At 60.7% G+C, this 24,703-nt stretch carries 25 protein-coding genes and 1 tRNA gene; 12 read left to right on the top strand and 14 right to left on the bottom strand.

Annotated features, from left to right (window positions below):
- Positions 1 to 2 precede the first annotated feature (2 nt).
- Complete coding sequence (locus ACXAHG_RS01010; RefSeq protein WP_475043233.1) at positions 3 to 1,154, bottom strand: efflux RND transporter periplasmic adaptor subunit; 1,152 nt, start codon at positions 1,152 to 1,154, stop codon at positions 3 to 5.
- Positions 1,155 to 1,428: 274 nt separating this feature from the next.
- On the opposite strand from ACXAHG_RS01010, the gene mtnA reads away from it, so the two are divergent.
- Positions 1,429 to 2,535, top strand: a complete 1,107-nt coding sequence (gene mtnA, locus ACXAHG_RS01005; protein WP_475055467.1) for an S-methyl-5-thioribose-1-phosphate isomerase — start codon at positions 1,429 to 1,431, stop codon at positions 2,533 to 2,535.
- Between the two features lie 17 nt (positions 2,536 to 2,552).
- Entirely contained in the window at positions 2,553 to 3,218 is a 666-nt protein-coding gene (locus ACXAHG_RS01000; protein ID WP_475055466.1) for a class II aldolase/adducin family protein, read from the top strand.
- 108 nt (positions 3,219 to 3,326) lie between these two features.
- Here the strand turns inward: ACXAHG_RS01000 and ACXAHG_RS00995 are convergent.
- Positions 3,327 to 3,412 (bottom strand) — tRNA-Leu (locus ACXAHG_RS00995).
- A 164-nt stretch (positions 3,413 to 3,576) separates the two neighbouring features.
- On the opposite strand from ACXAHG_RS00995, the gene ACXAHG_RS00990 reads away from it, so the two are divergent.
- The gene (locus ACXAHG_RS00990) at positions 3,577 to 4,155 is read left to right on the top strand and encodes a YqaA family protein (RefSeq protein WP_475043238.1); all 579 of its coding nucleotides are present in this window, start codon (positions 3,577 to 3,579) and stop codon (positions 4,153 to 4,155) included.
- A gap of 2 nt (positions 4,156 to 4,157) precedes the next feature.
- Positions 4,158 to 4,625: a disulfide bond formation protein B gene (locus ACXAHG_RS00985; RefSeq protein WP_475043240.1), complete on the top strand. Its 468-nt coding sequence runs from the start codon at positions 4,158 to 4,160 to the stop codon at positions 4,623 to 4,625.
- A 62-nt stretch (positions 4,626 to 4,687) separates the two neighbouring features.
- Here the strand turns inward: ACXAHG_RS00985 and ACXAHG_RS00980 are convergent, their stop codons facing one another.
- Positions 4,688 to 5,113, bottom strand: coding sequence for an Lrp/AsnC family transcriptional regulator (locus ACXAHG_RS00980; RefSeq protein WP_065267363.1), 426 nt, complete (start codon positions 5,111 to 5,113; stop codon positions 4,688 to 4,690).
- 112 nt (positions 5,114 to 5,225) lie between these two features.
- On the opposite strand from ACXAHG_RS00980, the gene rocF reads away from it, so the two are divergent.
- Genes rocF through ACXAHG_RS00965 form a run of 3 tightly spaced genes read left to right on the top strand, consistent with a single transcriptional unit; the run spans position 5,226 to position 8,121 of the window.
- The gene (rocF, locus tag ACXAHG_RS00975) at positions 5,226 to 6,152 is read left to right on the top strand and encodes an arginase (protein ID WP_475055464.1); all 927 of its coding nucleotides are present in this window, start codon (positions 5,226 to 5,228) and stop codon (positions 6,150 to 6,152) included.
- Positions 6,149 to 7,078, top strand: coding sequence for a citrulline utilization hydrolase CtlX (gene ctlX / locus ACXAHG_RS00970; RefSeq protein ID WP_475055463.1), 930 nt, complete (start codon positions 6,149 to 6,151; stop codon positions 7,076 to 7,078). The genes rocF and ctlX overlap by 4 nt, the downstream gene beginning before the upstream one ends.
- Positions 7,075 to 8,121: an ornithine cyclodeaminase gene (locus ACXAHG_RS00965; RefSeq protein WP_475043246.1), complete on the top strand. Its 1,047-nt coding sequence runs from the start codon at positions 7,075 to 7,077 to the stop codon at positions 8,119 to 8,121. Before ctlX ends, ACXAHG_RS00965 begins: the two co-directional genes overlap by 4 nt.
- Positions 8,122 to 8,309: 188 nt before the next feature.
- Here ACXAHG_RS00965 and ACXAHG_RS00960 read toward each other — a convergent pair whose 3' ends face one another.
- Complete coding sequence (locus tag ACXAHG_RS00960; protein WP_039123724.1) at positions 8,310 to 8,894, bottom strand: HNH endonuclease; 585 nt, start codon at positions 8,892 to 8,894, stop codon at positions 8,310 to 8,312.
- Between the two features lie 230 nt (positions 8,895 to 9,124).
- Between ACXAHG_RS00960 and ACXAHG_RS00955 the strand changes: the two genes are divergently transcribed.
- Together ACXAHG_RS00955 and ACXAHG_RS00950 are read left to right on the top strand one after the other, a co-directional pair.
- Positions 9,125 to 9,778 (top strand): pseudouridine synthase, encoded by a 654-nt coding sequence (locus ACXAHG_RS00955; protein ID WP_475055462.1) that lies wholly within the window; start codon positions 9,125 to 9,127, stop codon positions 9,776 to 9,778.
- Between the two features lie 13 nt (positions 9,779 to 9,791).
- Entirely contained in the window at positions 9,792 to 10,214 is a 423-nt protein-coding gene (locus ACXAHG_RS00950; protein ID WP_475055460.1) for a VOC family protein, read from the top strand.
- Between the two features lie 38 nt (positions 10,215 to 10,252).
- Here ACXAHG_RS00950 and ACXAHG_RS00945 read toward each other — a convergent pair whose 3' ends face one another.
- Complete coding sequence (locus tag ACXAHG_RS00945) at positions 10,253 to 10,918, bottom strand: alpha/beta hydrolase (protein ID WP_039145954.1); 666 nt, start codon at positions 10,916 to 10,918, stop codon at positions 10,253 to 10,255.
- Complete coding sequence (locus ACXAHG_RS00940; protein WP_475055459.1) at positions 10,915 to 11,661, bottom strand: DNA-3-methyladenine glycosylase family protein; 747 nt, start codon at positions 11,659 to 11,661, stop codon at positions 10,915 to 10,917. Before ACXAHG_RS00940 ends, ACXAHG_RS00945 begins: the two co-directional genes overlap by 4 nt.
- Between ACXAHG_RS00940 and ACXAHG_RS00935 the strand changes: the two genes are divergently transcribed.
- Positions 11,662 to 12,879 (top strand): MFS transporter, encoded by a 1,218-nt coding sequence (locus ACXAHG_RS00935; RefSeq protein ID WP_475055458.1) that lies wholly within the window; start codon positions 11,662 to 11,664, stop codon positions 12,877 to 12,879.
- 54 nt (positions 12,880 to 12,933) lie between these two features.
- Here the strand turns inward: ACXAHG_RS00935 and ACXAHG_RS00930 are convergent, their stop codons facing one another.
- The 5 genes from ACXAHG_RS00930 to ACXAHG_RS00910 all read right to left on the bottom strand — a co-directional run bounded on the left by ACXAHG_RS00930 (position 12,934) and on the right by ACXAHG_RS00910 (position 18,096).
- Entirely contained in the window at positions 12,934 to 13,710 is a 777-nt protein-coding gene (locus tag ACXAHG_RS00930; RefSeq protein WP_475055457.1) for a squalene/phytoene synthase family protein, read from the bottom strand.
- Positions 13,700 to 15,325, bottom strand: a complete 1,626-nt coding sequence (cimA, locus tag ACXAHG_RS00925) for a citramalate synthase (protein ID WP_475055455.1) — start codon at positions 15,323 to 15,325, stop codon at positions 13,700 to 13,702. Before cimA ends, ACXAHG_RS00930 begins: the two co-directional genes overlap by 11 nt.
- Complete coding sequence (gene cysS / locus ACXAHG_RS00920; protein WP_475055454.1) at positions 15,325 to 16,707, bottom strand: cysteine--tRNA ligase; 1,383 nt, start codon at positions 16,705 to 16,707, stop codon at positions 15,325 to 15,327. The genes cimA and cysS overlap by 1 nt, the downstream gene beginning before the upstream one ends.
- Before the next feature lie 300 nt (positions 16,708 to 17,007).
- On the bottom strand, positions 17,008 to 17,589 hold the full coding sequence (locus tag ACXAHG_RS00915) for an outer membrane protein (protein WP_475055453.1): 582 nt from the start codon (positions 17,587 to 17,589) through the stop codon (positions 17,008 to 17,010).
- Between the two features lie 240 nt (positions 17,590 to 17,829).
- Positions 17,830 to 18,096, bottom strand: a complete 267-nt coding sequence (locus ACXAHG_RS00910; RefSeq protein WP_475055451.1) for a hypothetical protein — start codon at positions 18,094 to 18,096, stop codon at positions 17,830 to 17,832.
- Between the two features lie 697 nt (positions 18,097 to 18,793).
- Here ACXAHG_RS00910 and ACXAHG_RS00905 point away from each other — a divergent pair.
- Positions 18,794 to 20,344, top strand: coding sequence for a trimethylamine methyltransferase family protein (locus ACXAHG_RS00905; protein WP_475055450.1), 1,551 nt, complete (start codon positions 18,794 to 18,796; stop codon positions 20,342 to 20,344).
- A gap of 636 nt (positions 20,345 to 20,980) precedes the next feature.
- Here the strand turns inward: ACXAHG_RS00905 and ACXAHG_RS00900 are convergent.
- The gene (locus tag ACXAHG_RS00900) at positions 20,981 to 22,201 is read right to left on the bottom strand and encodes an acyl-CoA dehydrogenase (RefSeq protein WP_475055449.1); all 1,221 of its coding nucleotides are present in this window, start codon (positions 22,199 to 22,201) and stop codon (positions 20,981 to 20,983) included.
- A gap of 99 nt (positions 22,202 to 22,300) precedes the next feature.
- Here ACXAHG_RS00900 and ACXAHG_RS00895 point away from each other — a divergent pair, with 99 nt between their 5' ends.
- Entirely contained in the window at positions 22,301 to 23,212 is a 912-nt protein-coding gene (locus ACXAHG_RS00895; RefSeq protein ID WP_475055448.1) for a LysR family transcriptional regulator, read from the top strand.
- Between the two features lie 86 nt (positions 23,213 to 23,298).
- Here the strand turns inward: ACXAHG_RS00895 and phoB are convergent, their stop codons facing one another.
- Positions 23,299 to 23,988: a phosphate regulon transcriptional regulator PhoB gene (phoB, locus tag ACXAHG_RS00890; RefSeq protein WP_475055447.1), complete on the bottom strand. Its 690-nt coding sequence runs from the start codon at positions 23,986 to 23,988 to the stop codon at positions 23,299 to 23,301.
- Between the two features lie 3 nt (positions 23,989 to 23,991).
- The gene (phoU, locus tag ACXAHG_RS00885; RefSeq protein ID WP_039171139.1) at positions 23,992 to 24,702 is read right to left on the bottom strand and encodes a phosphate signaling complex protein PhoU; all 711 of its coding nucleotides are present in this window, start codon (positions 24,700 to 24,702) and stop codon (positions 23,992 to 23,994) included.
- Position 24,703: the final 1 nt, after the last annotated feature.

Raw genomic sequence — 24,703 nt, 5'->3', positions numbered from 1 at the left:
GCTTATTCTCCAGCCTGCGCGGCCATCACCGGGTCGACCTCGACGCCGGGGCGGATTTTCTGCAGCCCTTCGACCACAACGGTTTCCCCCTTGGTCAGCCCGTCCAGAACGATGATGCCGGTTCCCTGAACATCACCGGTGACGATATAGCGCTGCTGCACCTGGTTCTGCGCATCCACCACCAGCACAAACGGCCCCTGCTGATCACGCTGGATTGCTGCCTGGCTGATGATGATGCGGTCGACAGCCTCCTGCGATTGAAGGCCCACAGTCAGAAAGGCGCCATCCAGGATCAGGCCATCGCCGTTCTGAAACTCTGCCCGCACCGTTACAGCGCCGGTGGCGGGATCAACGCGGTTGCCGGCAAAGGCAATCTTTCCCTTTTCTTCCAGCTCAGCCCCATTGGGCAGCACAACAAAGACCTCTGGCGCAGTTTCAGTGTTGGAGCGGTCGATGCCCTCTGCCTCCAATTCCTGAAGTATTTCGACAAACTGCTTTTCGTTCAGCGAGAACGACACATAGACAGGAGCTTCGCGCACGATGTTGACCAAAGGCGATCCGCTGGGGCTGACCACATCGCCGGTACTGACCTGCACCCGCCCGACGCGGCCCGAAAACGGTGCGTGGACCTCGGTATAGCTGAGGTCCAGTTCCGCCTGCCGGATTGCGGCCGCCGCGGCCCTCACCTGCGCCTCAGCCACCAGTTCATTGGCGCGCGCGGTATCCCGGTCTGCTTCCGGCACGGATCCGCGCTCAAACAGTTCCTGTTTGCGTGCCAGGTCCAGCGATGCCAGTTCCAAGCTGGCCTCAGCCTGCGCCAGTTCCGCCCGGCGGCTTTCCAGCACGGCCTCGTAAGCGCTGCGTTCAATCCGGAACAGGACATCGCCCTTTTCGACTTCGGCGCCGTCCTTGACCAGTACTTCCTCCAGGTAGCCGCTGACCCGCGCCATAATGTCAGCCTTGTCGATCGCCTCGCCGCGGCCGATGAATGTCGCGGTGTCTTTGACCGGCTTGATCACCGCCTCAGAGACGGACACCTTTGGGGCTGCCCCCTGTTGCTGCGCAAATACAGGAGCGGCGCCTGCCAGGCTTAGGGCCGCCGCTACCGCCAGTCCGGCCCCGCCGGCCAGGCCCTTGTTCCAGAAACACATCATCCTTGAGCCTTTCAATTTATCAGAAGAATTCCACACGGCAGGATTTCCCGGAAAACCGGCCGGTAACCATAAAGTTACCCTATTGAATACCGCGCCAGCGCACATCTGCAAGCTGCACACGCCGGGCGCTGGCCATTCCGCCGGGAATAATCCTGGAAATCCGCCGCCGGACGCAACGAAACCTTGCGCGCTGGCCGCATTTCAGAGAAACCAGAGGCCAATCTTCCGGACTATTGGCCTCAGAGGCTGCGCCGCAACACGAAGGGGTTTTCCGATGAAAGTGAATGGTACGCATTACCGCTCTCTGTGGTGGGATCACGACAAAGACGCGCTGCAAATCATCGACCAGCGCTGGCTGCCGCATGACTTTCGCATTCAGCAAGTGAACACACTGCAGGAATTTGCCGATGCGATTGTCGAAATGCGGGTGCGCGGTGCGCCGCTGATCGGAGCGACGGCCGCATACGGCATGGCGCTGGCAATGCGGCTGGACCCATCAGATTCGGCAATGGATAACGCCTGGAGCTTCCTCAACGCGACCCGGCCGACAGCGATCAACCTGCGCTGGGCGCTGGACCGCTGCCGCAGCCATTTGCGCCCTCTCAAGGCGGAGGACCGGGCAGCCGCCGCATTGGCACTGGCCCATGAGATCGCGGACGAAGACGTCGGCATCAACCGCAGCATAGGTGCGCATGGGCTTGAACTGATTAAAGAAATTGCCGCAACAAAGCCCACCGGAGAACCGGTCCGGCTGCTGACCCATTGCAACGCCGGCTGGATCGCAACGGTTGATTGGGGCACGGCCACCAGCCCGATGTATCAGGCACATGATGCCGGCATACCTATCCATGTTTGGGTCGATGAAACCCGCCCGCGCAATCAGGGCGCGCTGACATCCTGGGAGCTTGGAAGCCATGGGATAAGCCACAGCTATATTACTGACAATGCCGGCGGCCATCTGATGCAGCACGGCCAGGTGGATCTGGTGATTACCGGCACAGACCGCACCACCCGCCGCGGCGATGTCTGCAACAAGATCGGCACCTACTTGAAGGCGCTGGCAGCCAAGGACAACGGCGTGCCCTTCTATGTTGCCCTGCCCTCGCCGACCATCGACTGGACAGTCTCCGACGGCGTTGCCGAGATCCCGATTGAAGAGCGCAGCGACCGCGAGATCACTCATGTTCAGGGGAAGACCGGCGCCGGGGAAATCGGTGTGGTTCAGGTGACACCCGATGGAACCCCGGGCGGAAACCCGGCTTTTGACGTGACCCCGAACCGGTTGGTTACAGGGCTGATCACGGAACGCGGCATCTGCGAAGCTTCCGAAGACGGGCTTGCCAGCCTGTTTCCGGAAATGGCCGCAGTACAATCAGCCTGATTGCGGGAGAGCATTGCGTGAAACCTCCGTACCAGGACTGCCTTGAGGTACGGCAGGCTGTGATCAGCGCCTGCCTGGAAATGAATGCAACCGGCATCAACCAGGGCACGTCTGGAAACATTTCCGTGCGCGCAGGCGGCAACATGCTGATCACGCCGTCCGGTGTCCCCTACGGGAATATGGCGCCCGAAGACCTGGTTTGCCTGCCTTTGGACGGAAGCCCGGCACCAGACGGACAGCTGAAGCCCTCGACTGAGTGGCCGTTTCACCTGGCCATTCTGCAGTCCAAGCCGGGCGTGAATGCGGTGATCCATGCCCATCCTGTCTATTGCAGCGCATTGGCCATGAACCGCCGGGTTATTCCCGCGTGCCACTACATGGTGGCAGCCTTTGGCGGCAGCGACGTCCCGGTCGCTGATTACGCGCTGTTTGGCAGCAAGCAGCTTTCGGACAACATCACTCAGGCTTTGCAGAACCGCAGTGCTTGCCTGATGGCAAACCACGGTGCGGTTGCCACCGGCGAAAGCTTGCAGCGGGCGCTTTGGCGAATGGGGGAATTGGAAACCCTGGCAAAGAGTTACGTGGCAAGCCTAACGATAGGCAATCCGCATATCCTGAGCCAGGGCGAAATGGCCGAGGTGATAGCGGCCTTTGCCGATTACGGACTGAAAGACAGCCGTTAATCTTGCGTCTTTGCAAAGTCTGCCGGGCCAAGCCCGGCGGTAGCGGCAGCTGGTGAAAGAAAAAACAAAGGCCCACAGCAAAAACACGCTGCAGGCCTTTGTTTTTATTGGTACCCAAGGCCGGACTCGAACCGGCACGCTGTCACCAGCGGGGGATTTTGAATCCCCTGCGTCTACCATTCCGCCACTTGGGCCGCGCCCTGTTCCTAGCCAAGCTCGCGGCCAAGGTCCAGAGGCAAAACGGGCTTTGGCTTCCGAAAAAAGCAGCTGTGGCAGATTCACAGGCCTCAACGGTTGACGAGGCGCTATGCACATGCCACCTCCCTTGGCAAAACCCGTTGAGGACACAGGGCGCCGCATGCTGAAACCGCTATACGACCGGACAATGGCGCTCGCCGATCACCCTAAGGCGCTGTGGTGCCTGGCGGTTGTGGCCTTTGTTGAAAGCTCTGTCTTTCCGATTCCGCCAGACGTGCTGATGATCCCGATGATCCTGGCCCGTCCATCGCGTGCATGGCTGATCGCACTTGTGGCACTGATCGCTTCAGTGGCCGGCGGTGTTCTGGGATATGCCATCGGCGCCTTCTTCTATGAAGGCATCGGGCAGCCGGTACTGGAGGCCATGGGCAAGGGCGGCGCCATGACGGAGTTCAACACCCGCTTTAACGATTTCGGGTTCTGGGCGGTGCTGGGTGCGGGCATCACACCATTCCCCTACAAGGTGATTACTATCATGTCGGGCTGGACCGGAATGCCGCTTGGCACTTTCATTGCCACCTCTATCCTTGCACGGGCATTGCGTTTTTTCATCGTGGCGGGCCTTTTGTGGCAATTCGGCGCCCCGGTCCGCGATTTCATTGAACGCCGCCTGGGACTGGTGTTCACCGTCTTTATGGTGATCCTGTTCGGCGGCTTCCTGATGGTGAGGTTCATCTGATCATGCACAGGCTTCTGATCGTATTGGCCGCCGCCGGGTCCGCTGCGCTTTTGCTGGGGGCGCTGGGGTTCCAGTACATTGGCGAAATGGCCCCCTGCAAACTCTGCTATTGGCAACGCTATCCCCATGCCGCTGCGGCTGGCATCGGCGTCCTTGCGCTGATCATCCCTGGCGCGCTGCTGCCGTATCTGGGCGCACTGGCTGCACTGGCGACCGCCGCAGCCGGCGCCTATCACACCGGGGTGGAGCGCGGCTGGTGGGAAGGCCCCTCCACCTGCACCTCCGGACCGATTGGCGGGCTGTCGCCGGACCAGCTGATGGAGCAGATCATGGCCGCGCCGCTGGTGCGCTGTGACGAGGTTCCGTGGGAGATGCTGTCGCTTTCCATGGCCAGCTGGAACGCCATCGCGTCCTTTGGCCTTGCGCTGCTGTGGATCGCTGCGGCCAATCACATCCGCAAACAGCCTTAACCTTCCAGCAAGCTTCAATGCGTCCGTCAAGACACTGGCCGCATTGAGAAACCTGAACCGTGTCAGGTGTCCTTCTTGGTTGCCAGCAGCAGATTGGTTTCGCTGCTCACCACACCTTCGAACGTCCGGATCTTGGCCAAGGCCGCATCCAGAGTTTCCAGCGTCTCGGTACCCAATTCGACAATCAGGTCCCAGCGCCCGTTGGTGGTGTGGATCGCCCGCACCTCCGGCAACCCCTGCAATTGCCGGGTGATCCGGCTGGTGCCGCGCCCTTCGATCCCGATCATCATCAGCCCGCGCACCGGATCGCGCAGCACGTCCTCCTTCAGCACAACGGTGAAACCTAGAATATCACCCCGCGCCTGCAGCCGTTCTATCCGCGCTCTCACCGTCGTGCGCGACAGGTTCAACTCCAACGCAAGGTCCGACAGCGACGCCCGTGCATTGTGCCGAAGCGCTGACACCAGCCGCTCATCCGTTTTGTCCATACCCTGCCCCACAATGATCAATTGCACCCCATTATGAGCAAATTGATTGCTGGAATCCATCACGTTTCGGAAGTTTCTAGTACTAAACCTGAGAATTTGGGAGATCAAAACAGTGACCGCACAACACTGCATCCTGATTGGCGCCCCGGTAGATAGCGGCAAACGCAGAGCCGGCTGCCTGATGGGGCCCGATGCCTACCGCACTGCCGGTATCGCAGACGCATTGCGAAGCCTCGGCCACACCGTCGAAGATCTCGGCAATCTGGCCCCGGACAGCCACGCTGCGGACACAAATGACGGGCTGATCTTTGCCCGCAACGAAACCATCGGCTGGACCTCTCGCCTGGCGCAGGCGGCCGAGGATGCGCTGGTGTGCGGCATGCCAATCTTCCTTGGCGGCGATCATTCGCTGTCGCTGGGATCCGTCGCCGGTGCCGCCAACCATGCGGCCAAATCCGGCCGGCCGCTGTTTGTCCTGTGGCTCGACGCGCATACCGACTTTCACACGCTAGCAACGACAGACAGCGGAAACTTGCACGGTACTCCGGTTGGATATTTCACTGGCCGCAATGGTTTCGAGGGCTTTCCTGAAGTTGCCAACCCGGTACCGCAGGAAAATGTCTGCATGATCGGCCTGCGCTCTGTCGACACCCAGGAGCGGCTGGCGCTGGAAGGCAGCAGCATCCTCACCCACGACATGCGCCATATTGACGAAAACGGCATCGCCGGACCGCTGAACCGCTTCCTGGAGCAAGTGGCCCAGGCCAACGGCATGCTGCATGTCTCGCTGGACGTCGACTTCCTGGACCCCTCCGTGGCTCCTGCCGTCGGCACCACCGTGCCCGGCGGCGCAACCGTGCGGGAGGCGCATCTGGTCTGCGAAATCCTGCATGATTCCGGCCTCATGACCTCGCTGGACCTCGTTGAGCTGAACCCGTTTCTGGACGAGCGCGGCCGCACCGCGCACCTGATGGTCGACCTTTGCGCCTCAGCACTTGGACGCCGCGTCTTTGACCGCCCGACACGGAGCTACCAGTGAGCAGCCTGCAAGCCCCCTCAGCAGTGGTGATGATCCGGCCCCACCACTTTTGCTCCAACCCGGAAACAAAGGGTGATAACGCCTTTCAAACGCTCGCAAATACCTCGGCTCAAGCAACCTCTGCCCAAGCACTGGCGGAGTTTGACGGTGCGGTGGAAGCCCTGCGAAACGCCGGCGTTAAGGTGCATGTATTCGACGACACCACCACCGATACACCGGACAGCGTGTTTCCCAACAACTGGTTCTCCACCCATGCTGGCGGCCACGTTGCGGTCTACCCGATGTTTGCCGAAAACCGGCGCAAGGAACGGCGCTGGGATGTGATCGAACTTCTGAAGCACGACTACCGCGTGCAGGATGTGATCGACTATTCCGGTCTGGAACAGGACGGTTTGTCGCTGGAAGGCACCGGCGCAATGGTGCTCGACCATATCGGGCGCATTGCTTACACGGTTAAATCCAATCGTGCCGACCCGGTGCTGCTGGAACGCTTCTGCACCCATTTCAACTTTGAACCCATGGTGTTCGAAGCCAAAGATGATGCGGGCCGGGACGTTTACCACACCAATGTTCTGATGGGCATCGGCACCGACTACGCGCTGATTTGCCTGGATATGATCGTAGATCGCGCCCGCCGTGCCGAAGTTGCGGCACGGCTGGAGGAAACCGGCCGCCGCGTCATTGACCTGACGCCAGAGCAAATCGCCAGCTTTGCCGGCAATGCCCTGGAACTGACTGGCCGCAGCCGCATTTTGGCTCTCTCTGCCAAAGCGCTGCGGGCGCTGCGGTCAGACCAGATATCGGCCATTGAGCAGAGCGCCGAGCCGCTGCCCCTGACCATTCCAACCATCGAAACCGCAGGCGGGTCGGTGCGCTGCATGCTGGCAGGCATCCACCTCAGCCCCCGTGAAAGGAAATCCGCATGACACAGCCTTCGGACAAGGCACTGGTGCCTTTTGTCAGCGTCGATAACATGATGCGCCTCATTCATCACGTTGGCATCGAGCAGATGCTGCGCGACTTGGCGGACTATGTCGAAGAGGACTTCAAGCGCTGGGAGCTGTTCGACAAGACCCCGCGCGTAGCCAGCCACTCCGAAGTCGGCGTGATCGAACTGATGCCGACCTCGGATGGGGAGGCTTACGGGTTCAAATATGTGAACGGCCACCCTAAGAACACCTCCGAGGGGCTGCAGACTGTCACCGCCTTTGGCCTGCTCGCGGACGTCTATACCGGTTATCCGGTACTGCTGACCGAAATGACCATGCTGACCGCCCTGCGTACTGCGGCGACCTCAGCAATGGCAGCCAAGTATCTGGCACCCAAAGGCGCAACCACCATGGCGATGATCGGCAACGGTGCCCAGTCTGAATTCCAAACCCTGGCGATGAAGGCAATCATCGGCCTTAAATCCGTCCGCCTGTATGACAAGGATTCTGCAGCCACCGAGAAATGCGCGCGCAATCTGCAAGGCCTGGGAATTGAGGTGGTCAGCTGCAAGACACCGGAAGAAGCCATTGAAGGCGCTCAGATTCTTACCACCTGCACCGCGGACAAACAATATGCCACTATCCTAACGGACAACATGGTCGGCAGCGGGGTGCATATCAACGCCATCGGCGGCGACTGTCCCGGCAAGACCGAATTGGCGGCAGGCATTCTCAGCCGCTCAGACGTGTTTGTCGAATACCCGCCGCAAACCCGGATCGAGGGCGAAATCCAACAGATGCCGGAGGATTTTGCCGTGACTGAGCTGTGGGAAGTCATCACGGGCCAGAAACAGGGCCGCACTGGCGACCGCCAGATCACCCTGTTTGACAGCGTTGGCTTTGCGATCGAGGATTTCTCGGCACTGCGCTACATCCGCGACCGCATCAAGGGCACCGATTATTTCATCGACCTGGACATGCTGGCAGACCCGGATGATCCGCGTGATCTGTTCGGAATGCTTCAGCGCGCCAAAAGCTGAAGTCACTTAAGCAGAATGCAAGGCGGCACGCCCTAAACGAGGCCGCCTGCATCTTCGGCCTTTTCACCTGCATCAGTTTAACGGGGCTTGCACGCGGCATTCCTGGGGATCGGAACTGCTGCTCTCTCAGCAGTACGCCCTTTGCAGGTGGAAAGGCCGAAACCCTTCGCGCCCCAGTGTTGGCGTTTTCAGGCGTCCAGTTCGGTATCCCAATACAGAAAATCCATCCAACTCTCGTGAAGATGGTTCGGCGGGAACTTGCGGCCTGTATTGCGCAGCTCTTCTGCCCCTGGCCGCCGCGGCGGTTTGCGCAGCGACATGCCGGCCCGGTGCAGTGACTTGGACCCTTTCTTGAGATTGCAGGGGCTGCAGGCCGCGACCACATTCTCCCAGCTGGTCACCCCGCCTGCGGCGCGCGGCACAACGTGGTCAAAGGTCAGCTCACCCTTGCTGCCGCAATACTGGCAGCGGAATTCATCCCGCAGAAACAAATTAAAGCGCGTGAAGGCCACGCGCTTTTGAGGTTTTACATAATCTTTCAGAACCACCACAGACGGTATTCGGATCTCAGTGCTCGGACTGTGCACCACCTCGTCATACTCGGCCACGATCGCCACCCGGTCCAGCCAGGCAGCCTTCACCGCATCCTGCCAGGACCACAAGGACAATGGGTAGTAAGACAGTGGCCGGTAGTCCGCATTCAGCACCAGCGCGGGGTGCTGTTTCAGCGCCCCCGGAGATCTGACAAACTCTGCTCTGAAATCGCCATCCATTTTTGAACGTCTTCCTCGCCCTGATCTTCCGATTTCCGGAACCAGAGCGGGGAACCCGCCCCAGCCTACCATTGACTATATATCGTGGTTAGCGCCTGACAAGCCCTGACAACCTACAATATGTCGGGAGTACGCTGCCGCGATTCCATGACATGCCCGTGACAGTTAACCCCAGTGCGGCTGGATCCGTTCCTCTTGCCCTGCCGCGGCTGCGCGCCTATTGCCATTTCATGACCCGCCTGATCCGTTTCAACAAACCCTATGATGTTCTGCCTCAGTTCACTGACCGGGGCAGTCAGGACAGCCCGCGCGCAACGCTCAGCCAGTATATCGACTGCCCCGGCGTTTATGCCGCCGGACGGCTTGACCGGGACAGCGAAGGGCTGATGCTGCTGACAGACAACGGCAGGCTGCAATCCTGGATTACCGATCCCAAGCACAAGCTTGAGAAGACCTACTGGGTGCAGGTTGAGGGGGTCCCCAGTGACGAAGCTCTGAACCTGCTCCGCGAAGGTGTTGAATTAAAAGACGGGATGACCCGGCCCGCGCAGGCCCGGAGGATCCAAGAACCGCCCGGGCTCTGGGCGCGCACGCCGCCTGTCCGGGTGCGCAAGACGGTTCCGGACAGCTGGATCGCGCTCACCATCCGCGAGGGGCGCAACCGCCAGGTGCGGCGCATGACTGCGGCTGTCGGGCATCCGACACTGCGGCTGATCCGCTACAGCATTGGCGCCTGGACGCTGGACGGGCTGGCGCAGGGCGCCTGGAAGGAACTGGAGCCGCCCCGCGTACCCGGCCCGCCCAAACCCTCGCAAAAACCGCCGCGCAGGCCCAAGGCCGCATCCGCGCGCCCGGCAAAAGGTGACAGGCCCCGCCGCCGCTGATAGCCTGCGGGCTATGCTGCCCCAAGCCCCTGCACCGCAAGCCATCCTCGAAACCGCGCTCTATGTGGATGATCTGGATGCGGCTGAAGAGTTTTACGGCGGCATCCTCGGGCTGGAGCAGGTCCAACGTGCCGGCAACCGCCATGTATTCTTCCGCTGCGGCAAGTCCGTTCTACTGCTGTTCAATGCGGCAGAAACAGTTAAGCCTCCAGGCAACCCCCGACTGCCGGTCCCTCCGCATGGGACCAGGGGACCGGGGCACGTCTGCTTTGCCATGTCTCGCAACGACCTGCTGAAAATGCGCGACAGGCTGCAGGCAGCAGGAGTTGAAATTGAGGCGGAGTTTGATTGGCCGCATGGGCCCCGGTCCGTTTACTTCCGGGACCCGGCAGGAAATTCAATTGAGATTGCGGAGCCGCACCTGTGGTCCTACTGATCCGCAAAGACGCTCCAAAACCTAAATTTTTCAACCTGTTACAGACTTAACTTATCCCGCATAAAGGCCAATGCCACGCTCAACCCATCCGGCGCGATGCCATGGGCCGTGCCTTTCTGAATGTGTGCAAACACATCCTGGAAACCGGCCTCCTGCAGCGCCTCAGCAGCCTCGGGCAGCGATTGCACCGGCACCACGTCATCCTGATCGCCATGCACCAGCAGAACCGGCATCTTGGACACCGCCTCATCCTTCAGCAGCTCCGGTGCCAGCAGACGGCCGGAGAAGGCAACGATCCCGGCAACCGCATCTTCGCGCCGCGGTGCCACATGAAGGCTCATCATTGTGCCCTGGCTGAAGCCGAACAAAACCACCTGTTCCGGCAGCACGTCCTCATCTACCATCAGCGCATCCAGAAAAGCGTTCAGGTCTTCAACCGCGGCCTGCATCCCGCGCATGCTTTCCTCTTCCGACGATCCGTCGATCCAGGGAATGGGGAACCACTGGAAGCCGAACGGTGCCCCGGCACAGGCCTCTGGCGCGTCGGGCGCAACAAACAGCGTATCCGGCAGATGTTCGCCCAGCGGATCGGCCAGCCCCAACAGGTCCGCACCATTGGCGCCATAGCCATGCAGGAACACCACAACAGAGCGGGTATCACCGGAGAGCGGCTCTTTGCGGCCGGCATTCAGTACACGAGTCATCGGATTCCTTCCCTGTCCTTCGCCACCCGGTAATAGGCCCAGAGAATGCGCGCCGCAACCGACCGCCAAGGCGACCAGGCTTCCGCAATTTGCCGCATCTCCCGCTCCTTAGGGCGCGCAGGCAGATCGAACAGCACGCGTGCAGCCTCCTGCAAGGCCAGATCGCCATGGGCAAACACGTCAGCGCGGCCCAGCGAAAACATCGCGTAAATTTCAGCGGTCCAGACGCCAATCCCCGGCACCTGCACCAGCGCAGCAATCACCTCTGCATCAGGCGCAGTGCGCAACGCCTTGAAATCAATACGCGCCTCCGCCAAAGCCCGGGCATAGCGGATCTTCTGACGGCTAAGGCCCGCTGCGCGTAATTCTTCGTCGCTCGCCCATCGGATCTTACGCGGCCCGGTCAGCTTGGCCTCTTTCATCCGCTTCCAGATGGCACTGGCAGAGGCCACGCTCACCTGCTGGCTGACAATTGCACTCAGCAGCTCGGCAAAGCCTTCGGGCTTGCGCCTCAGCGGCAGCGGACCAGTCTGTTCCAGCGCTTCGGCAAACCGGCGGTCCTGCGCCGCCAGCCAGTCCGCGCCTTCGGAGACGCAGTCGCTACACTGAATGATCCGGCCAACTCCAGGCAGGAACAGTTTCTGTTCTGACGCCACGTCACCCCCTTTGACCGCGGCAAATGGGCGGCCCTCCAGCGCGGCAAGCGCCTTGCCCCGCCCGCGGTTCACCGCTACGCATCCCATATGAGCATGACCATGACCACCCCCAGCGACGCGGTCGCCAAGAAAAACGTTGCCATCCTGGTGCTGGCCCAGGCGATCCTCGGCGCACAGATGCCGATGATCTTTATCGTTGGCGGGCTCGCGGGTCAGTCGCTGGCGTCCAACCCGTGCTTTGCGACGCTGCCGATCTCGCTGATCGTGGGCGGTTCGATGCTGGCGGCCACGCCGATCTCAGCGATCATGCAGCGCTGGGGCCGCCGTGCCGGTTTCTTCACCGGTGCTGCCTTTGGCGCCATGGGCGGCCTGATTGGCGCTTACGGTCTGTATCTGGGCTCCTTCCCGATCTTTCTGTTCGGCAGCCTGCTCACCGGCGTCTACATGAGCGCACATGGGTTCTACCGTTTCGCAGCAGCCGACACCGCCTCAGAGGCGTTCCGCCCCAAGGCGATTTCCTATGTGATGGCGGGTGGACTGGCAGCCGCGCTGATCGGCCCGCAACTGGTTAAGCTGACCAGCCAAGCCTTTGTTATTCCGTTTCTTGGCACCTATCTGACGGTGATTGCCGTCAATGTGTTCGGCGCGGCGCTGTTCCTGCTTCTGGATATTCCCAAACCACCAGCGCCCAGCCAAGACAGCCCTAGGGGCCGCAGCCGCCTTGAGCTGCTGAAAACGCCGGTTATTGCCGTATCTGTCATCTGTGCAATGGTTTCCTATGCGTTGATGAATCTTGTCATGACCTCGACCCCGCTGGCTGTTGTGGGATGCGGTTTCACACAGGGCAATGCCTCCGATGTGGTGATGTTCCACGTTCTGGCGATGTATGTGCCGTCCTTCTTCACCGGACACCTGATTACCCGCTTCGGCGTGGAGAAGATTGTCGCTGCGGGTTTGATCATACTTGCTGGCGCCGGCGCCGTTGCGCTGCAAGGCGTTGAACTGGAAAACTTCTTCATCGCGCTTGTGCTGCTTGGCCTTGGCTGGAACTTCGGGTTTATCGGCGCCACCACCATGCTGGCCGGCGCCCATGACAGCCAAGAGAAAGGCCGGATGCAGGGTTTGAACGACCTGCTGGTCTTTGGCGGTGTCACCATGGCGTCGCTAGCCTCCGGCGGGTTGATGAACTGCTCCGGCGGCAATCCGGTGGACGGCTGGAATGCGGTCAATATGGCCATGGCGCCCTTCCTGGTGCTGGCGGGCGGCGCGCTGATGTGGCTGGTGATGCGTCCCAAGGAGGCTTGAGAGGTCAGGACAGAAGAATAAAGGCGCCCAAACAGGCGGCTTTACCGTGACCTCTTACCAGCGCCCGGAGACCGTGCGCCGGATCAACCCTGCCCGGCGCCGGAATTCGCTTAGGCCAAGTGCGCCCTGCGCAACCCGCTCCGGCTCCCGGATCGCCTGTCTTAAAACCGCTTCTGCCTGCCATCCAGCCAGCAGAGCCGCCCCGGCAGATTTCGCGACCGCACCCCTATGGCCGCGCGCTTTAATCAGCCTTTCCAATCCCCTACGCGCCAAAGCTTGCACACCTTCAACGGTGCCGTCCAGCAGCGGGATCCGCTTCTGCGCTTCCAGCTCAGGAATTGCCCGCAGCCAGCTGGCAACACCCATGCCATAGCCGAAGTCCCTGACCACAGCTTCATCCGCCCCCCCCAAGGATGCTGCCGCCATCCACATCAGCGATCCGCTGGTGCGGTCAATGTAGCTGTCGAACTCCGCCTCATCCTCAAACGGATCCTTGTAAATGTCCCAACGCCGCGCCTCGGCCATGCCGTCGATGCAAGCCGCCAGTTCCGGCTTCAGCAGCCGCGCCAAGGGTGTCGCCACATAGTGGCGGCGGACCAGTTTACCCTCCGCAATCTCTGCGCCCACGTCGCGCCACCACTGGACGCGCATCTCGGCAATCATGCTTTCCTGGCTGGCCCAGGGCGCCCGAGCCAGCTCGATATTGAAGGCGTATAGCGAGAACAGCAACGGACGGGCCTGGACCGGCGCCGCCATGGTGGCGAGGAACCGGTCAGGGTCGGCTTTTTGAACCAGCTCCGCGCAGGCGGTCAGATCGGCGTCAAACTGCATCCGCCTGCCCGTCGTGGATTAACTTCCAACGGATTGCGTCCAGCAGCGCCTCAAATGAGGCGTCGATTATGTTTGCACTGACACCGACGGTGGACCAGCGGTGGCCCTGGCTGTCTTCGCTGTCGATGATGACCCGGGTAACAGCCTCGGTGCCGCCCTGGGTGATCCGCACCTTAAAGTCCACCAGCCGCATGTCCTCAAGCTGCGCGGAATAGCGCCCCAGGTCCTTGCTCAACGCCCGTGCCAGCGCGTTCACCGGGCCGCGGTCGCTGCCGGTCTCATCCAACGACTCGCTGACCGACAGGCGTTTCTCGCCATCAACCTTCACCACGACCACCGCCTCGGACAGGCTGACCATGCGGTTATACTTGTTCTTCCGCCGCTCCACGGTGACTTTGTAGCGCTTGACTTCAAAAAAGTCCGGCAGCTGCCTCAGTTCCTTGCGCGCCAGCAGCTCAAACGACGCCTGCGCGGTGTCATAGGAATACCCCTCGGCTTCGCGCTCCTTGATCCGCTCCAGAATCCGCGCCAGCGCCGGGTTGCCGTTTTCAACGCTCAGGCCGGCATCGGTCAGGCGCTTGCGCAGGTTCGACTGCCCGGCCTGGTTCGACATCGGGATCACCCGGGCATTGCCAACCTTGCCCGGTTCGATGTGTTCATATGTGGTGGGATCCTTCAGGATTGCGCTGGCGTGCAGCCCGGCCTTATGGGCAAAGGCCGAGGCCCCCACATAGGCCGCCTGCCGCACCGGAACCCGGTTCAGGATATCGTCCAGCATCCGGCTGGTCCGGGTCAGCCCCGCCAGCGCGTCCAGGCTCACCCCGGTGCCGAATTGGCTGGCATAGGGTTCCTTCAGCAGCAGCGTCGGGATCAGCGCAGTCAGGTTGGCATTGCCGCAGCGCTCCCCCAGACCGTTCAAGGTTCCTTGGATCTGCCGCGCCCCGGCATCCACCGCCGCCAAGGAGCAAGCCACGGCATTTTCCGTGTCATTATGGGTGTGTATGCCCAGCTTCTCACCCGGAATTCCTGCTGCAACCACCTCACTGACGATCCGGTGAACCTCTGCCGGCAGCGCGCCGCCATTGGTATCGCACAGCACCACCCAGCGTGCCCCGGCCTCCAGCGCCGTACGGCAGGCCGCCAGCGCGTACTCCGGATTGTCTTTGTAGCCGTCAAAGAAATGCTCGGCATCAAACAACGCCTCACGCCCCTGTGCCGCGATATGCGCAACCGATGCGCGGATATTGTCCAGGTTTTCCTCCAGCGTGATCCCCAAGGCATGGGTCACGTGGTAATCATGGCTCTTACCGACCAGGCAAACCGCCGGAGTGCCCGCGTTCATCACCGCCGCCAGCACATCATCGTTCTCTGCCGACCGGCCTGCCCTCTTGGTCATGCCAAAGGCGGTCATAGTGGCGCGGGTATCCGGCACCTCCCCGAAAAACGCGCTGTCGGTGGGGTTGGCGCCCGGCCAGCCGCCCTCGATATAGTCGATGCCCAAGGCGTCCAGAGCCGTCGCTATTTGCTTCTTCTCGGCGGTGGAGAACTGCACCCCCTGGGTCTGCTGCCCGTCCCGCAGTGTGGTGTCGTAGAGATAGAGGCGTTCCCTGGCCATCAAAGCGCCTCCAGCTTGGCCGGATCAAACCCGGCACCCGGCACCAATTCCACACCGTCCTTACTCATGCGCACTTCCAACCCTGCCTCTACCAACGCGGCCTTCAGCTGATCAACTTCCGAAAAGTCCTTGCTTTCCATAGCCTTCTGCCGCGCTTTAAACAGTTTCTCTTCGTAAGCAGACAAGTCGACAGCAGGAGCAGAAGCCCAGGCACCCATCTCCTCCGTCAGCAGTCCCAGCATCCGGGCCGAGGCCAGAAGACCGTCGGCATCGCCAGCCGCGGCCAGCTTGTGCAGCTCAGCAATGGCGCCCGCAGAATTGAGGTCATCCGCCAGCGCATCCAGGACCGCGGCAGCAGCGCTGGACGCGGGCTCGATGCCCGCGGTCAGCGCCCGCCACTTGCGCAGCGTTGCCTCGGCTTCCTTGGCTTTCTTGTCGGTCCAGTCCATCGGCTTGCGGTAATGGGTCTGCAGGAACACCAGCCGGATCACCTCACCCGGATACCCCTGGTCGAGCAGGTCGCGGACGGTAAAGAAGTTGCCCAGGGACTTGGACATTTTTTTGCCTTCGACCTGCAGCATCTCGTTGTGTAACCAGTAGCGTGCAAAGCTATCATCGCCATTGGCGCAGCAGCTTTGCGCAATTTCATTCTCATGATGCGGGAACATCAGGTCGTTGCCGCCGCCGTGAATGTCAAAGGTCTCACCCAGCAGCTCATAGGACATTGCCGAGCATTCGATATGCCAGCCTGGCCGCCCGCGGCCCCAGGGGCTGTCCCAGCCCGGCAGATCATCGCTGGATGGCTTCCACAGCACGAAATCCATCGGGTTCTTCTTGTAAGGCGCAACCTCAACCCGGGCGCCGGCAATCATGTCGTCCACCGAACGGCCCGACAGCTTGCCATAAAGCTCTTTCCAGCTGTCGACAGCAAACAGCACATGGCCTTCGGCGGCATAGGCGTGGCCTTTGCTGATCAGGTCTTCGATCATCGCCACCATCTGCGGGATGTACTGGGTCGCGCGCGGCATATGGTTGGGCTGCAGCGCGCCGAGTTCGCCCATATCATCCAGGAACCACTGCGTTGTTTCCGCAGTGATATCGCCGATCGGACGTCCGCTTTCTGCGGCGCGGGCGTTGATCTTATCGTCGACGTCGGTGAAGTTTCGGGCATAAGTCACTTTATCTGCACCATAAACTTCGCGCAGCAACCGGAACAGCACGTCGAACACCACAACCGGGCGTGCGTTGCCCAGATGCGCACGGTCATAAACAGTAGGACCGCAGACATACATCCGCACGTTGCTGGCGTCGATCGGCTCAAAGACCTCTTTCTTGCGGGTCTTCGTATTCTGCAGCTTGATCACTCTGTCCTTGGTTCCCATGCCCGGCTCCTTTTCCGTGCCCAGCCCGATACGGCCAGCACTACCCTTTGCGCGCAGCGCGGGCTTAGCAACTTGTCAGGGAAATGAAAACGACAGAAACCAGCCCGCTGATATGTCAGCAGGTAATGCAGCAGATAATGGTGGTGCAATTCTGGTTCATGCAGGCTGCTTAGCACGGGTCTGCACGTCCGCCAAGGGTTTTGCGATGGGGGCGCAACGGCCGCCCGGCCCGTCTTGGGCACAGACCGGACGGCCAGGGGCGCGGCGGAACAGGAGTGCCGCGCCCGTATTCAGGCAAGCTTAGAACTTGAACGAAGCACGCAGCGAAACAGAGGTCGCATCGGCGCCAACGCCGGAGTTGCCGAACTGGTCAAACTCATGCTCCAGCACTTCGCCGCCAATCTGCCACTGATCCGTGATCTGATACGCGAGGCCAACACCGTAGAATTCCCCGGTCTCACTGCCCAGCGAGCTGTCGGCCTCTGCCACGCCGCCGGTGACATAGGCCAGGACGTTGCCAAAGTCATAGCCGGCCTTCACCTTGGCCCGTGCCACGGAATCCACCGTTGCGCCGCCGCCCAGGTCCAGGTCGGTGCTGTCATATTCCAATTCGCCACCCAGGACAAAGCGGCCAAAGTCATGATTGTAGCCGCCGTGGATACCGTAAGAGGTATCGTCACCCGAGGCGCCATTGGTTGCATCGGCATCCAGCTGGCCAACCTGGCCACCCAGATAGAAACCGGTCCAGTCGCCGCCATCATTTGCCACCGGCACAGGCGCCGGAGCTGGCGCAGGTTCGACCACCGGCTCACTGATGTTGCCGGCAAAGGCCGCACCGCCCATTACGGCTGCGATGGCTGTCATAGCTACGAAACGAGTCATTCAGACTTCTCCTTTTGCAGTCCCGGCGCAGGCTGTGCGCCGGTGAGAGCTACAAAAGACCTTTGCATGCAAACTTCCAGAGGCGGAATCTTCACACGCTCTAAACTGGCGGTGACCGGCCGAATTCTACCGGGCGTCTGCGCCTTTCCGCCGGAAAACTCAGGCAAAAATCCGCCAAGCCATTGAAAAGATGCTGCCGCTTCCCTAGCGGCTGACACGGCGCCTGACCGGATATTCGGGTTAGAAGCGGAAGGCTGCGCTCACTGACAGGGTTTCACCGCGCGCGCTGGCGCTTCCATTCTCCGGACCCGCCTCGTGGTGCAGCAACTCGCCGGTCAATTGCAGGGCGCGGTTCAGGGACACCCGCATCCCCAGGCCGAATATTGCCCCCCGGCGCGATCCCTCAGAGGTTTCTGCCTGGAGGCCGCCCAAACTCACAAAGCCGGTCGCTGGCCCGAAATCATATCCTGCGTGCAGCCGCAGCTGCCGGGTTTCATCAGCTTGCACCGCTTGCGGCAGCAATCCGGACTGCTCTCTTGCAACGGTCCCGGCAAGGAGCATCCCGCCAATTTCACGGCCATAGGCAAATTGGAAAGACCCGGCGTCTGTGGAAATGCCAGACAGCCGCCCGGAGGAGGACTGAGGGTTTCCAGCCAAAACGTTTCGCCATTCTTGAGCATAGGATGTTTGAGCAAGACCGCTGGCCGCACAGGCAATCGCGGCAAGGGCGAGGCAGTTTCTGGCTTTCTTAACCATCGGCATGTGGCAGTGCCCTTTTGAAATGCGCTGTTCCAGCGCTCCATCCCCAGGAGACCCAGTATACCCATTAATGCTTAATATTTGGTTCCCTCCGCCACTTTGCCAACAATAACATTCCGCGGGAAGCGTTAAAAATAGAAGTTACACCATTAAAAATAATGAGATTTTAGACAAAATGGTCTCCACCGCCCAGCCGGGGTTGCTCTCTGCGGTCAGATGAAAAATGTGTCGCTTTTTTCACCGGCGTCGTTAATGTGATAGAAACTGCACGCCAGCGTGCCAATTTGCGGCAAAAGGAACAGGAGTCCGCATGCAGGGAGAACGCTGCCACGTCAGCCTTATCTACCGCACCATTGGTGCGGCGCGCGGCCGTGCAGCCAGGGGACGGCCGCAGTGAGTTGAACGTTTCGAAACCTCACTCTCACATCCCCTGAAAGGCACGAAAATGAACGAACAAGCCTCCTCCTCCCGCGCTGGCCGCAGCGGCGGGCGCAATGCACGCCGCGCCGCCCGTGCAGCAGCCCTGCCGGAACATCTGCGCCCGGTACGCCCCGGCATGGAGTCCACCGCCCTGAAACTGCTCAGCCAGGCGGATATGGAAAAAATCCACGAGGCCGCACTGACAGCACTGGAAGAGATCGGCCTCGCCGACGCGCCGCAAAGCGGTATCGAATATTTGACTGGCGCCGGCGCTGTTCTCGGCGATGACGGCCGCATCCGCTTCCCCCGCGCGCTTGTCGAAGACACAATCGCCAAGGCCAACCGCTCCGTCACGTTGTTCAGCCGGGACGGCAAGACCGATCTGGAGCTGTCGGGCGGCCGCGTCCACTACGGCACTGCCGGCGCAGCTGTCAGCATGGTCGATGTCCACGGCAAGGAATACCGCGATTCCACCGTGCAGGATCTCCATGATGCAGCCCGCATCTGTGATCAGCTGGACAATATCCACTTCGTCCAGAGACCTATGGTCTGCCGTGACATTCCGGACAATTGCGAGATGGACCTGAATTCCATCTACGCAACGACCGCAGGCACAACCAAGCATGTTGGCGTCTCCTTCACGGAACCGGATTTCGTCAAGCCCGGACTGGAGCTGCTGCATATGATTGCCGGCGGCGAGGACAAGTGGCGGGAGCGCCCCTTTGTGTCGAACTCGAACTGCTTCGTGGTTCCGCCGATGAAATTCGCGACGGAATCCTGCGAAGTGATGGAAGAATGCATCAAGGGCGGCATGCCAGTGCTTCTGCTTTCCGCGGGCATGGCGGGCGCGACGGCCCCCTCGACAATCGCCGGGGCAATCACACAAGCGGTTGCAGAATGCCTGGCCGGGCTGGTTTATGTAAACGCTGTAAAGCCTGGAGCTCCAGCGGTTTTTGGCACTTGGCCCTTCGGACTGGACCTGCGCACCGGCGCCATGAGCGTTGGGTCCGGCGAGCAGGCTCTGCTGTCTGCGGGCTGCGCGCAAATGCATAAATTCTACAACCTGCCGGGCGGTGCCGCAGCCGGGGCATCCGACTCGAAACTGCCCGACATGCAGGCAGGCTGGGAGCAGATGTGCTCCGCAGTCATGGCAGGGCTTTCCGGGCTCAACATGGTTTACGAGGCCGCAGGCATGCATGCGTCGCTGCTGGGGTTCTGCCACGAGTCGCTGATCCTCGACAACGATCTGCTCGGACAGGCACAACGCTGTGTCCGCGGTATCGAAGTGAACCACGAAACGCTGGCGCTGGATCAGATGCGCGCAACCTGCCTTGGCGGCCCTGGTCATTACCTGGGTACGGACCAGACCCTCAGCCGGATGCAGGTGGATTATGTCTACCCGGAACTTGGCGACCGGACCTCCCCCAAGGAATGGGCCGAGCTGGAAAAGCCGGATCTGATCGAAAAGGCGATTGCTAAAAAGGAAAAGATCCTGTCAGAACGTGCCTCTGCCCGCTTTGACGCGGAAACGGACATGGCCATCCGCCAGAAGTTCAATATTCACCTGCCCGCATAAGGCCACGCGGATCAGGTCAGAAACGGACCGGTTTTGCCGGTCCGTTTTTTTGTGACTGAAAGGTTTGCACCTTCAGCCGGCTTGCCTTGCTGCGCCCGCCAACTTCATTAAAGTCTTCTTAACTTTCGCCTTGCACCCACTGGCGCATAAAGTTAACCTACTGTAAATGCGCTAAAAAACGCAATAGTGCGCTAAATCCAAGCTGCATAGGTTTGCGCATTTTCACTTGCAGATGCGCAAAACGAACATGCATTTTTGCATAGCTTGCAGTTATTGGGAAAGGCGAGACGCGCTCATTTTGCACGAACGCAAGACGCGGCCTTCAATTTTCTCTTCTGAAGACGTTTTGCAATTTTGCAGAGGAGAGTTTTGACTCTGCCCCATCGCAACAGAGAATGCGCAAATCAGCCTGGTCTTGTTAATCTGATTTACCGCCTCAAAATGCAGCAGGCGTGAAAATGCGCTGCATCAGTCAGAAAACTCATTAACCAGATTTCCGGCCCCAGGACGCTTTACGCGGTGATGCCGCTGTTCAACTATCTTTGCAAAAATCTCCGTTCGGCCAATGGCCGCAAGAACGCAAACTCAAATTGCAAAAATGCAGCGCGAAGCAAGCTCCGCGCTGCGGCTCTGCAATCAGAAGAACGCCTGCAATCCAGTCTGAGCACGGCCCAGGATCAGCGCATGGACATCATGAGTGCCCTCGTAAGTGTTCACGGTCTCCAGGTTCACCATATGCCGGATCACGTTGAACTCCAGGCTGATACCGTTTCCGCCGTGCATGTCACGGGCCATCCGGGCGATCTCCAGCGCCTTGCCGCAGTTGTTGCGCTTGATGATCGAAATCATCTCGGGCGCGGCATTGGCCTCGTCCATCAACCGGCCGACGCGCAAGGAAGCCTGCAGTCCCAGGGTAATTTCGGTTTGCATGTTCGCCAGTTTCAGCTGGAACAGCTGGGTATTTGCCAGCGGCCGGCCGAATTGCGTGCGGTCCAATCCGTACTGACGGGCGGCGTGCCAGCAGGCCTCAGCAGCGCCCATGGCGCCCCAGCTGATCCCATAGCGCGCGCGGTTCAAACAGCCGAACGGTCCCTTCAGTCCTTCGACATGCGGCAGCAGCGCGTCTTCGCCGACTTCCACGCTATCCATCACAATCTCACCGGTGATCGAGGCCCGCAGGGAAGCTTTGTTTTCGATTTTCGGCGCGCTGAGACCCTTCAGCCCTTTATCCAGGACAAAGCCGCGGATCTTGCCGCCATGCGCCTCGGACTTGGCCCAGACCACAAACACATCGGCAATCGGCGCGTTGGAGATCCACATCTTGGAGCCTGTAAGCCTATAGCCTCCATCAGTTCTTTCCGCTCTGGTCTTCATGCTGGCGGGATCTGAGCCGGCATCCGGTTCGGTCAGGCCAAAGCAGCCAATCCATTCGCCCGAGGCGAGTTTCGGCAGGTATTTCCGGCGCTGGTCCTCACTTCCGTATGCGTAGATGGGATACATCACCAGCGAGCTTTGCACCGACATCATCGAGCGGTAGCCGCTGTCGACGCGTTCCACCTCGCGGGCGACCAGGCCATAGGACACATAGCCGCCGCCAAGCCCGCCGTATTCTTCCGGAATGGTGGTGCCAAGGAGGCCCATTTCGCCCATCTCACGGAAAATCTCCGGGTCAGTTTCTTCGTTTTCATAGGCACTTAGCACGCGCGGCTGAAGTTTTTCCTGGGCATAGGCACGGGCCGAGGCGGAGATCATCCGCTCGTCCTCGGTCAGCTGATCCTCCAGACGCAGCGCGTCTTCCCAATTGAAACGGCCCAGATCCGGGGCATCCTTGGCACGCAGGGCGGGTTTGTCGGTCATCTTGTCACCTCAGTGGTTCGCGATTTGGCCAAACCCTAACGGGAGGTGAACGGAAAAAACAGCGAGACTTTGGCAACAAAGCATGACAAACACTCATACATGACAGTGCCACGCAAATTCCTGCCTTCGATTCCCTCCCTGCGCGCGCTGGAAGCGCTGGACCGGCTTGGCAGCGCCTCAGCCGCGGCGGAGGAACTGGCGCTGACGCAAGGCGCGGTCAGCAGACAGCTGCAAACGCTGGAGCGGCAGCTGGGGATGGAGCTTGTGCAACGGGACCAAAAGCGGCTGGCGCTGACCACTGAGGCGCGGGATTACGCGGCGGAGATCCGCCAAGCCCTGAACCAGATCGTGCAATCCACCCTGCGCCTGCAGGCGGCACCGCTGGCGGGCACGCTGAATCTGGCGATCCTTCCGGCCTTTGGGATGCGCTGGCTGATGCCCCGGCTGCCGGAGTTTTCCCGGTTGCACCCGGATGTGACCATCAACATGGCAACCCGGCTGGAGCCATTCAACTTTGCCACCGAACCATTTGATGCGGCGATACATTTTGGAGATGCGTCCTGGCCGGGAACCCAATCATTGCTGCTGAAGCATGAACAGTTGCTGCCGGTCTGCGCCCAGCAGCTTCTGGAGGGGCGCAGGATTAATGAGCCGAGGGAAATTCTGAAGCTGCCTCTGCTGCACATCCAGACCCGGACAACCGCCTGGAAGGACTGGTTTGAACAGCAAGGCATAGAGGCAGGCGCGGACCTGAGCGGCACGATCTATGATCAATTCGCAACCATCACGCAGGCTGCACTGCACGGGCTGGGCGTCGCGCTGATGCCGGATTACCTGGTGGAGCAAGATCTGGCCACAGGCCGATTGATGGCACTGCATCCGGAGCCGGTGGAGAGCGCAGGCGCCTATTACCTGGTCTGGCCGGAGCAGAAATCCAATGCGCCGGCGCTGACGAAATTCCGCGGCTGGCTGGCTGGCAAGGCGCAGCCGGAGGATCCGTTGCCGCGGTGATGTTCAAAGAGTGAAAATCAGGGGGTGATTTGCGTGCACCCCCTGTACACCCCTTGTGCACCCTCTGGTGCCGTTTCAGCCAGGCTTCAGCCCAGGGCGTAGCCGGCGCCGCGCACAGTGCGGACAGGATCGTCGCCGCCATGCTGGGTCAGCGCCTTGCGCAAGCGGCCGATGTGAACGTCGACGGTGCGGGTGTCGACATAGATGTCGCGGCCCCAGACCCGGTCCAGCAATTGCTCGCGGCTCCAGACCCGGCCCGGTTTCTCGATGAAGGTGGAGAGCAGGCGGAATTCGGTCGGCCCCAGCTTGAGCGGGTTGCCGCCCCGGCTGACCTTGTGGGTTTCGGCGTCCAGCACGATGTCGCCGTATTCCAGCCGCACGCCGACCGTGGAGGGCCGGACCCGGCGCAGCTGGCTGCGCACGCGGGCCATCAGTTCCACCACCGAATAGGGTTTCACCACGTAATCATCGGCGCCGGTTTCCAGGCCGCGCACCTTGTCCACTTCCTCGGACCGGGCGGACAGCATGATCACCGGGATGTTGCGGGTTTCGGCGCGGGTCTTGAGGCGGCGGCAAACTTCGATACCGCTAAGGTTGGGCATCATCCAGTCGAGGATGATGATATCGGGCATGTCTTCCTCGACCACCAGCAGCGCTTCTTCGCCATCCTTGGCCCTGAGCACGCGGAAGCCGTCAGCTTCGAGATTGTAGGCCAGCACTTCCCGCTGGGCCATTTCGTCTTCTACAACCAGAACGGTGGGCTGGTCGGCAGCCATCGGTCAGATCTCCTGCGGTGTGGTCGAGGTGGTGTCGGCTTTTTTGCGGTCTTCTTCCGGCTTTTCGCCGGTGACCAAATAGATCACCTGCTCGGCGATCGCGGTCACATGATCGCCCATGCGTTCGGTGTTTTTTGCAATGAAATGCAAGTGCATACAGGCCGAAATGTTGCGCGGGTCCTCCATCATATGGGTCAGAAATTCGCGGAACAGGGCGTTATACATCTGATCCACGTCGCGGTCGCGCTCGATCACATCGCGGGCCAGTTCCACATCGCGCTGAATATAGGAATCAAGCGCGTCCTTCAGCATCCGCTCCACCTCGCGCGCCATGCGGCGCAGGGCGGAGGTACCCTCGCTGATGTTCGGACCCTGGGCCAGAACACCAGTGCGCTTGGCCATGTTTTTCGCATAGTCGCCAATGCGTTCCAGGTTGCCGGCAATCTTCATCACCGACAGAACCAGCCGCAGGTCGGAAGCGGCAGGCGCGCGCAGGGCGATCAGGCGGGCGGTTTCCTCGTTGATCAGCTCTTCCAGCCCGTCGATGGCCTTGTCGCCCTGGCGGACGGTCAGGGCCAATTCCTCGTCGCGGGTTTCCAAGGCACGCGCGGCTTCGCGGATCGCGTCCTCGACCAGGCCGCCCATCTTCATGATCCGGGCTTGAATTGCCTCCAGATCGCGGTCGAAAGCAGATGCAATATGCTGTGCAGTCATT

It is taken from the genome of Leisingera sp. ABD4_442, from assembly GCF_056160905.1.
Note: the sequence above shows the minus strand (reverse complement) of the source record. Positions and strands in the feature narration are given on the sequence as shown.